9 protein-coding genes are annotated in these 14,401 nt (G+C 58.0%); 7 read left to right on the forward strand and 2 right to left on the reverse strand.

The window, feature by feature from the left end; genetic code table 11:
• Nucleotides 1-37 precede the first annotated feature (37 nt).
• Entirely contained in the window at nucleotides 38-508 is a 471-nt protein-coding gene (locus BLW29_RS09735) for a GNAT family N-acetyltransferase (protein ID WP_090978720.1), read from the forward strand.
• A 546-nt stretch (nucleotides 509-1,054) separates the two neighbouring features.
• Here BLW29_RS09735 and BLW29_RS09740 read toward each other — a convergent pair.
• Together BLW29_RS09740 and BLW29_RS09745 are read right to left on the reverse strand one after the other, a co-directional pair.
• Nucleotides 1,055-2,080, reverse strand: coding sequence for an electron transfer flavoprotein subunit alpha/FixB family protein (locus tag BLW29_RS09740; protein WP_090979110.1), 1,026 nt, complete (start codon nucleotides 2,078-2,080; stop codon nucleotides 1,055-1,057).
• Nucleotides 2,081-2,617: 537 nt separating this feature from the next.
• Complete coding sequence (locus tag BLW29_RS09745; RefSeq protein WP_090978722.1) at nucleotides 2,618-3,397, reverse strand: electron transfer flavoprotein subunit beta/FixA family protein; 780 nt, start codon at nucleotides 3,395-3,397, stop codon at nucleotides 2,618-2,620.
• 283 nt (nucleotides 3,398-3,680) lie between these two features.
• Here BLW29_RS09745 and BLW29_RS09750 point away from each other — a divergent pair, with 283 nt between their 5' ends.
• From BLW29_RS09750 to BLW29_RS09775, 6 genes are all read left to right on the forward strand, one after another.
• A complete protein-coding gene (locus tag BLW29_RS09750; protein ID WP_256208511.1) occupies nucleotides 3,681-6,047 on the forward strand; it encodes a (Fe-S)-binding protein in 2,367 nt (788 codons plus the stop codon).
• 14 nt (nucleotides 6,048-6,061) lie between these two features.
• Nucleotides 6,062-8,485, forward strand: a complete 2,424-nt coding sequence (locus tag BLW29_RS09755; RefSeq protein WP_256208487.1) for a 3-hydroxyacyl-CoA dehydrogenase/enoyl-CoA hydratase family protein — start codon at nucleotides 6,062-6,064, stop codon at nucleotides 8,483-8,485.
• Between the two features lie 167 nt (nucleotides 8,486-8,652).
• Entirely contained in the window at nucleotides 8,653-9,855 is a 1,203-nt protein-coding gene (locus BLW29_RS09760; RefSeq protein ID WP_090978726.1) for an acetyl-CoA C-acyltransferase, read from the forward strand.
• 593 nt (nucleotides 9,856-10,448) lie between these two features.
• Nucleotides 10,449-12,245 (forward strand): acyl-CoA dehydrogenase family protein, encoded by a 1,797-nt coding sequence (locus tag BLW29_RS09765; protein WP_090978728.1) that lies wholly within the window; start codon nucleotides 10,449-10,451, stop codon nucleotides 12,243-12,245.
• A gap of 15 nt (nucleotides 12,246-12,260) precedes the next feature.
• On the forward strand, nucleotides 12,261-13,997 hold the full coding sequence (locus BLW29_RS09770) for a long-chain-fatty-acid--CoA ligase (protein ID WP_090978730.1): 1,737 nt from the start codon (nucleotides 12,261-12,263) through the stop codon (nucleotides 13,995-13,997).
• Entirely contained in the window at nucleotides 13,954-14,397 is a 444-nt protein-coding gene (locus BLW29_RS09775) for a PaaI family thioesterase (protein WP_090978732.1), read from the forward strand. Before BLW29_RS09770 ends, BLW29_RS09775 begins: the two co-directional genes overlap by 44 nt.
• The last annotated feature ends 4 nt before the right edge of the window (nucleotides 14,398-14,401 follow it).

Genomic DNA, 14,401 nt, shown 5'->3' on the forward strand with positions numbered 1-14,401 from the left:
TTGGACAACTTTCGAACAGTGAGAGCGGTGGTGCTAGTTGACTCGTTTAATCAAACAAGCTGAACTGAATGAGCTTGGCCTCGTGCACCGTACGATACGGGAATCTTTTATGGAGTATGAAGGAAAGCTGCTGCCGCAATCAGGTGCGCTAAGGGAGACGGAGGAGAGCATTCGCCGTGAATTCGAGGCAGGTGGCGGCGCGGTGATCGTCTGGGAGGGTACTGAACCGATCGGGACGGCGGTTTACTCGTTCAAGGATACCTATATGTACATCGGCAGAGTTTCCGTGAAGCCGGCTTGGCGCGGCAAAGGCATTGGGCGCGAGATCATGTCGTACTTGGAGGCTTTTGCAGGCGAACGCGGCTTTGTAGAAACCGAAGTGGGTGTGAGGCTATCGATTCCGGGCAACGTGAGCTTCTACGCGGGATTGCAGTATGAGGTAAGGGAGCATCTCTTCTACGCGGAGGGCACGGACAGCTGGTATGTGATGAGGAAGTTGCTTGGTTAATAGCATTAAAAAGGGGTTGCCACCTCATCCGGGTTTCGCGGATGGAGGGCAACCCCTTTGATTTGTAGAAGAGAGGTAACAGATATAAGAGAGGTCCACAGCTACCGTTCTTTAGCTGAAAATGTTGTTTTTCGCTGTGAGAGCGGTATGGTGGACCGCTCTTTGCGTGGAAATGCTCGTATTTGAACAATGTGCGGTAACAGGTACCGTTCAGGTGGATGGACTTGAGTAGTTACTAGCTTATTTAGTGAGCTCATCGGGGGAATGAGTGGTACTAGGTGCTACACATGGGCAGGATGCGTCGGGTTTGAGTGGAAGAGTGGTTCTAGGTGCTATACATGGGCTCGATTCGACGGATTTGAGTGGAAGAGTGGTTCTGGGTGCTACACATGGGCTCGATTCGTCGGGATTGAGTGGAAGAGTGGTTCTGGGTGCTACACATGGGCTCGATTCGTCGGGATTGAGTGGAAGAGTGGTTCTAGGTGCTACACATGGGCTCGATTCGTCGGGATTGAGTGGAAGAGTGGTACTGGGTGCTACACATATTTAGTTGCTCGAATTCGATAGAATCCGCTCGAACTCCGTGGTGAGGAGCGGTACGACCTCGAACAAGTCGCCGACGATGCCGTAATCGGCAACGCCGAAGATGGGGGCGTCAGGGTCTTTGTTGATTGCGACGATGACGCGGGATTGGCTCATGCCGGCGAGATGCTGAATGGCACCGCTAATTCCGCAGGCGATGTAGAGCTTTGGCGTGACCGTTTTGCCGGTCTGGCCAATCTGCAGCGCGTAGTCGCAGTAGCCGGCATCGCAGGCACCACGCGAGGCGCCGACTGCGCCGCCGAGCACCTGTGCCAGCGCTTCGAGAGGCGCGAAGCCGTCCGCGCTGCGCACACCTCTGCCGCCGGCGATGATGATATCCGCCTCGGCGAGATCGACCCGTCCGCTGGCTTTGCGAACGACGTCGCGGACAATGGTCCATAAAGGCGGCGCGGTGTAAGGCAGCGCCGCTATTGTGCCCTCGCTGCCGGCGTCGACCAGCTCCGCGACGGGCAAGTTGTTCGGACGCACCGTGATGACGCACGGTGCGCCTTGTTCGATGCGCCGCTGCTCGAACGCTTTGCCGGCGTAGAGCGGTCGAGTGAAGATCGCGCCTTCGACATCGCCGTCCTCCGGCACGGTGACGGCAGTCACATCCGCGATGTGGCCGCCTTGCACGGCGGCGGCCACGCGGGGCGCGAGCTCGCGCCCCGCCGCGGTGTGGCCGAGCAGAATGATGCTCGGCTGCACCGCAGCAACGGCTGCGCCGATGGCGGCGGCGTACGCCTCGGGCGCAAAGCCCGCCAGGGCGGGGTCGTCAACGACATGGACGACCCCCGCCCCCCGGGCGGCAAGCTCGGCGGCAGCTGCAGCGAGCGCCGCCGAGCTTGCCGCCGAACCGCCGCCGGCCAAGACGGCATGCACGCTGCCGCCGTCTCCGGCCAGCAGCCTGGCGACGCCGAGCGCTTCCAGCGCCACGCGCCGCAGTTTGCCCTCCGCGCACTCGGCATACACGAGTGCCGTTCGTTTCATTTGATCGCTCATCGCTCGTATACCTCCACAGAATAAATAGTGGTGCTCAGACCAGCTTCGCTTCGAGAATTGAAGTAAATCCGCCAGCGCGGCTGTCAGCTCGTCAGTCGTGCCGGCGAGCTTGCGGTCAATGGCGGGAATCTGCGCACGAACAGAGGCAACTCGACCGCTCCGTCCGCGAAACTATGGTTGTTAAGCTATTAAGTAGCTAACCCAGGTAGCTACATTGGCGAGAAATGATGCACATGCGGGAAAGTAGCTAACCCAGGTAGCTTCATTGGCGAGAAACGATGCAACTGCGAGAAAGTAGCATACCCAGGTAGCTACATTGGCGAGAAATGATGTAACTGCGAGAAAGTAGCTAACCCAGGTATCTACATTGGCGAAAAATCATGGAACTGCGAGAAAGTAGGAAACCCAGGTAGCTTCATTGGCGAGAAACGATGCAACTGCGAGAAAGTAGCATACCCAGGTAGCTACATTGGCGAGAAATGATGCAACTGCGAGAAAGTAGCTCACCTAGGGATATACTCGCGCTCAGAACAGTTTCGCTTCGCGCTGCAGTAAATCTGCCAGTGCTGTCGCCTGCTCGCCCGGCGTGCCGGCGAGCTTGCGGCCTGCGGCGCGCACTGGCGGCGCGAGCAGCGCGACCCGCTCCGTCCGCGGCGCCAAGTCATCGGCGGTGAGCCCGAGCTCTGCTGCGGTCACCTGCCGAAGCGGCTTGCGCTTCGCTTTCATGATGCCCGGCAGCGAAGGGTAGCGCGGCTCGTTCAACCCCTGTTGCGCTGTGATGAGCGCAGGGAGGGGGATTTCCACCGTCTCTAAGCCCCACTCCGTATCCCTTTCTACTACTGCAGTCAGTCCACCGCCGCCGTCCCGCACCTCGATCTTCAGCGCCGCGGACGCATGCGGCACGCCGAGCAGCTCCGCCGCTTGCAGGGCGATGCTTCCCGCTCCGCGGTCAACGGCAAACAGCCCGGCCAGCAGCAGGTCCGGCTGCAGCGACTTCACGACTGCGGCGAGCGCCGCCGCAATGGCGCGGTCGTTTCCTTGCAGCCCCTCGTCGCTCACATGAACCGCTTCATCGGCTCCCATCGCAAGGCCGGTGCGAAGCGCTTCAACGGTCCGCTCCGGTCCGCAGCTGACGACAGTGACGCTGCCGCCATGGGTTTCGCGCAGCCGAAGCGCTTCCTCCAGCGCGTATTCGTCATACGGATTAATGATGTATTTCACGCTATGCTCGGATACAGCCCCGCCAACGAGCTCGATTTTTTCCTCCGTATCAAAGGTTTGCTTCATCAGAACCACTACTTGCATCGGTACCAAACACCTCCCGATTGTTCGTATCAGTCATACGGCCGCACCGCGTCCGAATACGTTAAACTAAGCCATCTATCCATGCTTCGCCCAGTGTTACCTTATGAACTTGGCCCTCAAAATAGACCGCAGCGGGCGCCTTCCATGGAGCCCTTTCCGCATGTTACCGCTTAAGAGGACATATACTGAATCACTCCGCGATTCCAGAAAAGGAGGGATCCCTGTGGGGTTTTTAAGTACGCATCTGTTTGCGGCGTTGTTGCGATGGCTGCTTTTTGCGGGGATGACGGGAACGGCGCTCTGGTGCTTCTACACCGTTGTGATGCGGCGGGTCGGCTATATTCGGATGGGCCGCAGCGGTGGTCCCAATCGGCCATTCGCTGCCTCCCACGATACGTCCGATCCCGAAAATGATAACCGCGAGGAGATGCTGCATACCTCTTCCTTTGCGGCGAACGCAGCGCTCGCATCCGCGGCAACGGGAAACGAAAGTACGCGCAGAGGCTGGGACTTCGTGCTTCAGGTGTTCGGCCATCGGAAGCTGCTGAAGGATATTCGCAGCGGACTTATGCATGTCGTCATCTTCTACGGGTTTATCATGCTGCAATTCGGTGCGATCGATATCATCTGGAAAGGAATAAGCGGGAAGCCGCTGCCGCTGCCGGCTTATGACGCTTTTGTCCAGTCTCAGGAAATAACCGTGCTGCTTGTCCTTCTGGCGATTCTGTACGGCGGTTTTCGGCGTTATGTGGAGCAGCTTAGGCGGCTCAAAAGGGGGTGGAAGCCGTCCCTCGTGCTTTGGTTTATCGGCGGACTGATGGTGACGGTTCTCCTTACACAATCGTTCGACAGATTGCACGAGACGGGGCAATTGCTCCGGCATGGCTCGCTCTACACGAGCCATGCTCCCGTTTCCTCCACCATAGCGGAAGCGCTGCGGGATATCGGCATGACAGCAGCTGTGAGCAGGGTTTTTTATGAGTTATTTTGGTGGCTGCACTATGCGGTGCTGCTAGCTTTTCTGGTGTATGTGCCGCAGTCGAAGCATTTTCACATCATGACAGCGCCCATTAACCTGTGGCTTCGCCGCAAAACGCCCCCAGGCAAACTGGTGCCGCTCGATCTGGAGGATGAGGAAGCGGAGTCCTTCGGCGTCGGCGCGGTGGAGCAATTCACGTCCAAACAGCTGCTGGATCTCTACGCTTGCGTCGAATGTGGGCGCTGTACCAACGTTTGTCCGGCTTCTAACACCGGAAAGCTGTTGTCGCCGATGCATCTCATCGTGAAGCTGCGTGATCACTTGACCGAGAAGGGGGCGGCGATTACTTCCAAATCCCCTTGGGTGCCTTCATTCGGCGGGCAAGTCGACAAGCTGCAAACGAGCGCGCATGTGATGACGAGCGCAACGCCGATATGGGTGCAGCGCAGCAGCAACGTCCACCATTCGGCGCCAACGATGACTACGATCGAACCCACGATGACCGTGCAGCAGCAGGCATGGAACGTGCACGCGGATACGACGGTTTCCGAAGTGGCGTTGATCGGCGAGGTGATGACGGAGTCGGAGCTGTGGGCCTGCACCACGTGTCGCAGCTGCGAGGAACAGTGCCCCGTAGGCAATGAGCATGTGGACAAAATCATCGACATGCGCCGCTACCTCGTCCTCATGGAAGGTCGCATTCCGGCAGAAGGCCAGCGCGCGATGAACAATATCGAGCGGCAGGGCAATCCGTGGGGGCTTCCGCGCGGCGAACGTGCAGCGTGGCTGAAGGCATACGAGGCAGAAGCAGCTGTACTAAGCGGTGCCGATGTCGGCCGTAGTAGCGGTAGTGCGAGTCAAACAGCAAAACCCGTTCGAACGATGCAGGAAGCCATTCGGCAAGGCGAGCAGCCGGAGCTGCTGCTGTGGGCCGGCACGATGGGGGCTTATGATCAGCGAAGCCGTAAAGTGCTTTTTGCTTTCGTTCGACTGTTGCAGGAGGCTGGCATTCCTTTCGCCGTGCTGGGCGGTGAGGAGAAAAATTCGGGGGATACGGCGCGGAGAATGGGCAACGAGCTGCTGTTTCAGACGCTTTGCCGCGATAATGTCGAGACGCTGCAGCGATATGGCATCCGGCGGATTGTTACAATTTGCCCGCATACCTTCAACTCTCTGAAAAATGAGTATACCGACTTTGGCCTAAACCCTTCGGTCGTCGTCGAGCATCATACGACAATGCTTGCCCGGCTTGTCGCGCAAGGCAAGCTGCGGCCTGTACATCAAGTGAAGGAACGGATTGTATATCACGATTCTTGTTATTTGGGCCGGTATAACGGCATCTATGATGCTCCGCGTCAGGTGCTCAGCGCGATACCTGGCGTCAACCTGGTGGAGATGGAGCGAAGCCGGCAGAACGGGATGTGCTGCGGAGCCGGCGGCGGTCTGATGTGGATGGAAGAACGCACCGGTCTGCGGGTTAACGAGGCTAGAACCTCGCAGGCACTGGAAACTTCGCCAACGGTCATCGGTTCGGCTTGCCCGTATTGTCTCACGATGATGGAGGATGGCATCAAGCAGCTTGGCGTGGAGGAGAAGGTACGAGCAAGGGATGTCGCGGAACTGCTCGCCGAAAGTGTTTTTGGCAAATCGCAAGCAAGCACTGTCACTTAAAAGGGGGGAGCTATGTGGGAGTACGAGCTTCACGGTCGACACCAATTCGCCGCGCGGCTGTAATTGGGTCGGGGGTTATGGGAGCCGGCATCGCCGCTCATCTTGCCAATGCAGGCATTAGCGTGCTGCTGCTCGACGTACCGCCTGCCGCGTTGACCGAGCAGGAAAGCCGTGCCGGTTTGACGCTGGAGACTCGAAGTGTCCGCAATAGGCTGGCAGCGGCAAGCATTGCGAAGCTGGCGGGCCAGCAGCCGCCTGCTCTGTATGATTTGGCTTTTGCCCAGCGAATTACGGCAGGCAATCTGGAGGATGATCTCGCCAAGCTGGCAGGCGTGGAGTGGATCGTTGAAGCCGTGGTGGAGCGGCTCGACGTGAAACGCAGCGTGTTCGCCCAAGTGGAAAAGGTGCTGAAGCCGGGGACGCTCATTACGACGAACACCTCCGGGCTGTCGGTTGCCGCGATGGCGGAGGGGCGGAGCGAAGCGTTTCGGCATTATTTTGCAGCTGCGCATTTCTTCAATCCGCCTCGACATATGAAGCTGCTTGAGCTTGTGGCGGGACCGGATACGGATGCTGCTGTCATGAGCCGGCTGACCCGCATCTGCGAACTTCAGCTTGGCAAAGGCGTCGTGATTGCGAAGGACACGCCGAACTTCATCGCCAATCGGATCGGAACGTATGGCATGCTGACTACGATTGCGGCCATGAAGCAATTCGGACTGAGCGTCGATGAGGTGGATGCCCTGACAGGTCCTGCTATGGGGAGGCCGAAGACGGCGACGTTCCGCATGCTCGATTTGGTCGGGCTCGATACGCTGCTCCATGTGGTCGATAATGTGCGGGAGCGCAGTGAGGATGCGATTGACCAAGAAGCGTTCACGAGGCCTCCGGAGCTTGAAGCACTGGTTGCGCGCGGGTGGATTGGGGAGAAGGCGGGGACCGGATTCTACCGCAAAATCAAACGTTCCGGCGGAGGCAGCGACATAGAAACGTTGCAGCTGGATACGATGACTTACGCACCGAAGAAAAGCGTGAATTCGCCGATTATTGAAGCGTCGAAGTCGGCCAAAGGCGCAGCCGGCAAGGTGAAAGCGCTGCTCTTCACGGATACGAATGACCGCTACGCGCAGTTTGCATGGCAGTCGATCAAGACGGTGCTGCTTTATGCGGCAAGGCAGATCGGCGTTGTGGCGGATACGGTTCATGATGTGGATCGCGCGCTTGTCTGGGGTTTCAATTGGGAACTTGGACCTTTTGAGCTGTGGGATGCCATTGGGCTCGAACGGTCGGTTCAGCGGATGCGTGCCGAAGGCGATGACATCCCGACGTGGCTCTCCGAGTGGCTGGCATCGGGAAACACAAGCTTGTACAAGGAAGAGGGACAGCGAAGGTTTTATGTGAATCGCGAGGAGTATCGGTTGGTACAGGAAGAGCCGGATGTTATTTCATTGGCCGGCCTCAAACGGTCGGGCAAAATGATTCTGGGCAATTCCGGCGCATCGCTGCTCGATCTGGGCGATGAAGTCGCTTGCTTGGCTTTTCACTCTCCGAACAATGCGATTGGCGGAGATATTCTGACGGCGATTCGCCAGAGCGCGGACGAGGTCAGCCGCAATTGGCGCGGACTTGTCGTCGCGAATGAGGGCCGTCACTTCTGTGTCGGAGCTAACCTTATGATGCTGCTCATGGAAGCGCAGAACGGCGACTTCGATGAGGTGGACGATATCATCCGCTTATTCCAGGACAGCATGCTGCTGCTCAAACGGCTTGATCGGCCTGTCGTTGCTGCACCTCACCGTATGACGCTTGGCGGCGGCGTGGAGGCCTGCTTGCCGGCAGATGAAATTATCTACTCTGCGGAGACGTATTTCGGTCTGGTCGAGACCGGTGTAGGGCTAATTCCCGCCGGAGGCGGCTGTAAGGAAGCAGCGGCGTTGGCGGCTTCGCGCGCCGGAGCTGGAGGCGATCTGCAGCCGCATGTGAATGCGCTGTTCGAGACGATCGCGATGGCGAAGACATCCGGCAGCGGCTATGACGTGCAGCGCATCGGTCTGATGCGGCCGCAGGATCGCGTCATTATCCGCGGCGAGAGCCGCGTGGCCGAGGCGAAGCGGCGCGTGCTTGAGCTTGATCAAGCGGGCTACGCGCCGCAGCCTGCGGGAGGCCGCATCCGCGTAGCGGGGCGCGAAGGCCGTGCCGTGCTGCAGCTGGCGGTCGACGCGATGCGCCTTGGCGGGCAAGTGAGCGAGCATGACGTGCGCATCGGCCGCAAGCTCGCGCATGTGCTCGCCGGAGGCGATGCCGCGCCTGGCGCGGAAGTGAGCGAGCAGTATTTGCTCGATTTGGAACGCGAAGCGTTCCTCAGCTTGTGCGGCGAGCCGCTGACGCAGGCACGGATGCGGCATATGCTTGCGACGGGTAAGCCGCTGCGGAATTAGCGAGCGATTAGCGATAAGCATGAAGCGTGAAGCGATAAGCAACAAGCAACAAGCACAAGCACAAGCACAAGCAACAAGCAACAAGCAACAAGCAACAAGCAACAAGCGTGAAGCAATAAGAATGTTGCATGAAGCATGAAGCGATAAGCTCAAGGAGGTGACCGCCAATGTTGAAAGCAAACCATCCGCTCGACGCTGTCATTGTGTCGGCGGTACGGACGGCCGTAGGCAAAGCGAAGAAAGGCAGTCTGGCGGATACGAGAGCCGAGGATCTTGGCCGTGCGGTGCTCCGCGCGGCGGTTGATCGCGTGCCCGGCCTGACGTACGGCGATGTGCAGGATGTTATTATCGGGTGCGCCATGCCCGAAGGCGAGCAGGGGCTGAACTTCGCGCGCATCATGACGTTGTATGCGGGCTATCCGGTCACGACGCCGGCTGTTACCGTGAATCGCTTCTGTGCCTCCGGCCTGCAGGCGATTGCTTACGCGGCGGAGCGAATCCGGCTGGGCGAGGCAGAGGTCGTGCTCGCCGGAGGGGTTGAAAGCATGAGCCATGTCCCGATGACCGGCTTCAAGCTTTCGCCGCATCCCGGCATTGCCGATGCGATGCCGGAGGTGTATATGGGCATGGGTCACACCGCCGAGGAGGTGGCCCGGCGCTATGGCATTAGCCGCGAGGCGCAGGATGCTTTCGCTGCGGAGAGTCATCGCAAGGCGGCGAAGGCGCAAGCGGAAGGCCGGTTTCATGCCGAGATCGTTCCCCTTCAAGTGCAGCGGGAAGGGGTAGACGATAACGGCCGGCCGTGGGCGCGCAGCTTGCTCTTTGATCGAGACGAGGGGGTCAGGGCAGATACGACCCCGGAGGTGCTGGCGAAGCTGAAGCCTTCCTTCGCGCGCGAAGGGACGGTCACGGCGGGGAACACCTCGCAGATGAGCGACGGTGCCGCCGCCGTTATCGTGATGAGTCGTGCGCGTGCGGAGAAGCTGGGGATTACGAAGCCGCTTGCCGTCTTCCGCGCTTACAGTGTAGCAGGCGTTGCTCCTGAGGTGATGGGTATCGGCCCGATTGAAGCCATTCCGAAGGTGCTGGACCGCGCCGGCATTACAAAGGAGCAGGTGGATGTGTTCGAGCTGAATGAAGCTTTCGCCGCGCAGTGCTTGCCTATTATTGAGCAGCTCGGCCTGGATCCGGAACGCGTCAATGTGAACGGTGGCGCCATCGCGCTTGGTCACCCGCTTGGCTGTACGGGAACGAAGCTGACCGTCTCGCTCATCCACGAGCTGCAGCGCCGCGGCGGCGGAATCGGCGTCGTCTCCATGTGCATCGGCGGCGGCATGGGCGCAGCAGGCGTACTCGAGGTTTCGCCTTAAAATTCCGATTTCACACACCACACACCATACATCGCACATCGCACATCACACAACATACATCGAACATCGAACATTGAACATCGAACACACCACACACCACACACCACACACCACACACCACACACACACACACACACCAAACTCACTAAACTCACTAAACTCACTAAACTCACCACACTCACCAACTCACCAACTCACCAACATTCACTTACCATCAACCAAACTCCCACCAACTGCCCAACTAACCGAATCTTTGTTTAGAAATGTTGCTGAATATGCAACATTTTCCTAGAATTACCGCCGGGTACGATCGAATGTTGCTTAGAATGCAACATTTTTCCCGACAAGAGGCCCATTTAGCTAAAACGGGCGAAAATGTTGCATAAAAAGCAACATTTCCCTTGATTCCTCACCGGGAGACGAGAAATGCTGCAGTTTTTGCAACATTTCCTCCATCTCCCTCTCTCTCGCGCGAATCGCACCACTAATTCAAGCACATTGCGCCGCCAAGGCGCGCGTTGCTTGATCTCAAGTACATCGCAGCAAGCAGGCTGCGTCTTGATCGCAAGCAGATAGAAAGGAGTGAACGTCAGATGGCGCAAAACAATCGATGGGGCGGCCGGTTTGTCGTGGAGGATATGTCGCCGAGCGCAATCGTCACCCCGGAGGATTTTACCGATGAGCAGCGGATGATTGCTGATGCGGCGCGCGCTTTTCTAGTAGGCGAAATTCGCCCTCGCGATGCCGAAATCGAGGCGCTCGACTATAAGCTGACGGTAGAGCTGATGCAGAAGGCCGGAGATCTCGGCTTGCTCGGCGCTGATGTGCCGGAGGCTTACGGCGGACTCGGGCTCGACAAGGTGAGTTCGACCCTTCTCGCCGAGACGCTCTCCGAGGCCTCGTCCTTCGCGCTCTCCGTCGGGGCACATGTCGGCATCGGCACATTGCCGATCGTCTTCTTCGGCTCGCAGGCGCAGAAGGAGAAGTACCTGCCTGACTTGGCCACAGGCAAGAAAATCGCCGCTTACTGCCTGACGGAGCCCGCATCAGGTTCCGACGCGCTCGGTGCGCGCACGACGGCGAGGCTGACGCCGGATGGAAAGCACTACATCCTGAACGGCTCCAAATTATATATTACAAACTCCGGTTTTGCGGACTTATTCATCGTATACGCGAAGGTGAACGGGGACCACTTCACTGCCTTCATCGTGGAGCGAGGCTTGCCGGGCTTCAGCATCGGACCGGAGGAGCACAAGATGGGCATTAAAGGCTCCTCGACCTGCCCAATCTTCTTCGACGATACGCCGGTTCCGGCCGGAAATGTGCTTGGTGAGGTCGGCAAAGGCCATATCATCGCCTTTAATATCCTGAACATCGGTCGCTTCAAGCTCGCAGCAGCCTGCGTCGGAGGGGCGAAGGAAACGATCGGGCTTGCCGTCAAATACGCGAATACGCGCAAGCAGTTCGGCCGGGCAATCGCGTCGTTCCCGCTGATCGGCGCGAAGCTGGCGGATATGAACATTGCCACGTATGTGCTGGAGAGCATGGTCTACCGGACAGCAGGCTGGATCGATGAAATGCTCAAGGAAACCGAATCTGCAGGTTCGGATGAAGGAGCAGACCCCGGGGCGATTGCGGCAAAAGCCATTTCTGAGTATGCGCTGGAATGCTCCATTAACAAGGTTTTTGCGACGGAAGTGCTCGATTACGTGGCGGACGAAGGCGTTCAAATCCACGGGGGCTATGGCTATATCAAGGATTACAAGGTGGAGCGAATCTACCGCGATTCTCGGATCAATCGAATTTTTGAAGGTACAAACGAAATCAACCGGATGCTCATCCCCGGCACCTTGATGAAGAAAGCGCTCAAGGGCGAGCTGCCTCTCCTTCGTAAAGCGCGCGCTTTGCAGGCGGAGCTGCTGCAGCCGATGCCGCTTCCTCTATTCGATGAGCCGCTTAGCAAGGAAACGTTCCGCATTCAGCAGGGCAAGAAAATCTTCCTCGCCGTCGGCGGCATGGCGGTGCAGAAGTACGGACTTGCACTGGAGCAGCAGCAAGAGGTGTTATGCCTCTTGGCGGACATGATGATTCAAGTGTTCGCGATGGAAAGCGCCAATCTGCGTACACGCAAAATGCTGCTTCGCGGCGATAGCGCGTCAGCTGCAGCCACGCAAAATGCAATCGACATGACCGTCGTCTTCGTTCAAGAGGCGATGGAGCGAATCGAGCGTTACGCCAAAACAACGCTCGCCGCGCTGGAAGAAGGGGATGCGCTCCAAACCCAGCTGGCCGTCATGAAGAAGCTGACTCGCTCCCCGCTTGTCGATACAATCTCGCTTAAACGCGGCATAGCCGCGCGCGTCATCCGCAGCCAGCAATACACGTTGTAGGGGAGGCGTTTGGAGATGGAAGAACCGCTAGAGAGGCCCTGGCTTCGCTGCTATCCCGGTGAAATTGCGCCTGATGTGGAAATTCCGAATATAAGCATAAGCGATATGCTGCTTCAAACAACCGCCAAATACCCCAGCCATGAAGCGCTGCATTTCTACGGCAAGAAAACAACCTACCGCGAGCTGCTGTCCGCTTCCCAGCGGATGGCTGCAGGGCTGCAGGCTGCCGGCATCGGCAGAGGCGACCGGGTCGCCATCATGCTGCCGAACTGCCCGCAGACGATTATCGCCTACTTCGGTGTGATGCTCGCCGGCGCTGTTGTCGTTATGACGAACCCGCTCTACGTGGAGCGGGAGCTGGAGCATCAGCTCAAGGATAGCGGCGCAGTCGCCATAATCACACTAGATTTGTTGTATCCCCGTCTAGAACGGGTGCGGGGCAAGACGCCTGAGGATGGCCCCGTACCTCAGCTGCGCACTGTAATCGTCACCTCCATCCAAGACGCGCTGCCTTTTCCGAAGAACCTGCTCTTCCCCATCAAACAAAGACGCTCTGGTAATAATCCGCAAGTCACGTATGGGAAGCACGGCGTAACACGCTATACCTCATTTATGGCTAAAGCGCCAAAGCTCCCCTCTGAGGTGGCCGTTGATCCCGCTAACGATGTTGCGCTGATTCAATACACCGGCGGTACGACAGGGATTGCGAAAGGCGTCATGCTTACCAACCGAAACTTAATCGCCAATGCCAAGCAGTCCGTAGCGTGGTTTTATCGGATGGAGGAAGGGAAGGAACGTTTGCTTGCCGCGCTGCCGCTCTTTCATGTTTTTGGATTGACGGTCATTATGAATTTGTCCGTGATGATCGGCGGCACCATTATATTGCTTCCCCGCTTCGAGGTAGGTGTGGTGCTGGAGACGATCAAGAAACTGAAACCGACGCTTTTTCCGGGAGCACCGACGATGTACATCGCCCTCTTGAACCATCCCGACGTGAAGAAGTACGACCTATCCTCTATTCGAGTGTGTGTCAGCGGGTCGTCGCCGTTGCCGCTTGAGGTACAGACGCAGTTCGAAGCACTGACCGGTGGCAAAATAATCGAAGGCTACGGCCTGACGGAAGCGTCGCCGGTGACCCATGTCAATCCGATCTGGACGAAGCGCAAAATCGGTACTGTCGGTCTGCCCTTCCCCAATACAGATGCCAAAATCGTCGATATGACGACAGGCGAGGATCTCCCGCAGGGTGAAGTCGGGGAGCTGCTCGTGCGCGGACCGCAGGTCATGCTTGGCTATTGGGGGAGGCCGGAAGCTACCGCTGCGACATTCAGGGATGGCTGGCTTCGAACCGGAGACTTGGCTCAAATGGACAGTGACGGCTTCTTCGCTATCGTTGACCGGATCAAGGATATCATTATCGCAGGCGGCTTCAACATCTATCCGCGCGAGGTGGAAGAAGTGCTCTACGAGCATCCGGGCGTTCGCGATGCTGCCGTTATTGGGGTAAAGGACCCTTATCGCGGGGAGACGGTGAAGGCGTTTATCGTACTGCGCAAAGATGTGAACATCTCGTCGATGCAGCTTGATCGGTGGTGCCGAGATCGGTTGGCCGTGTTTAAGGTGCCGCATCTGTATGAATTTCGAACCGAGCTTCCCATGACGATGATTGGGAAGGTGCTGCGGCGCAAGCTGCAGGAGGAGGAAGCGAATGAGCGAGAAGGAAAAGGGAGCGGACCAGACACGACCCCATGATGCAAGAGCCGCGCTTGATGCGTTGGCAGAGGCGGCCAAACCGACTTTCTGGGGGCATCTTGGCTGTGAGCTGGATCATGCCGAGACAGGGAAGGCGGTCGTGTCGCTGAATGTGCGTCCGGAGCATCTCAATCTCGCCCGCATCGTGCATGGCGGCGTGCTGGCTTCCTTGCTGGATAACGCAATGGGGCTTGTCGTGATCTTGGAGTGCCCGGGCGAGAAGACGGTGACGACGCAGCTGAATGTCCATTATTTGCAGAGCGCAGGCATGGGGATTATCCGTTGTGAAGCTTTGCTTATTCATAAATCACGACGAACGCTCACAATGCAAGGGCGTATTGTCGATAATAATGAAGAGCTGCTTGCATGGGGGAGCGGTACGTTTCGCAGAGTAACTTAATTGT

This window comes from Paenibacillus sp. CF384 (genome assembly GCF_900106745.1).
Taxonomy (GTDB): Bacteria; Bacillota; Bacilli; order Paenibacillales; family Paenibacillaceae; genus Paenibacillus_Z.

Bases quoted from the DNA above. Each gene is read 5' to 3' on its own strand.
- BLW29_RS09745 (WP_090978722.1), bottom strand. From the start codon at position 3,397: ATGCAAGTAGTGGTTCTGATGAAGCAAACCTTTGATACGGAGGAAAAA.
- BLW29_RS09750 (WP_256208511.1), top strand. From the start codon at position 3,681: ATGACGGGAACGGCGCTCTGGTGCTTCTACACCGTTGTGATGCGGCGG.
- BLW29_RS09740 (WP_090979110.1), bottom strand. From the start codon at position 2,080: ATGAAACGAACGGCACTCGTGTATGCCGAGTGCGCGGAGGGCAAACTG.
- BLW29_RS09775 (WP_090978732.1), top strand. From the start codon at position 13,954: ATGAGCGAGAAGGAAAAGGGAGCGGACCAGACACGACCCCATGATGCA.
- BLW29_RS09760 (WP_090978726.1), top strand. From the start codon at position 8,653: ATGTTGAAAGCAAACCATCCGCTCGACGCTGTCATTGTGTCGGCGGTA.
- BLW29_RS09770 (WP_090978730.1), top strand. From the start codon at position 12,261: ATGGAAGAACCGCTAGAGAGGCCCTGGCTTCGCTGCTATCCCGGTGAA.
- BLW29_RS09765 (WP_090978728.1), top strand. From the start codon at position 10,449: ATGGCGCAAAACAATCGATGGGGCGGCCGGTTTGTCGTGGAGGATATG.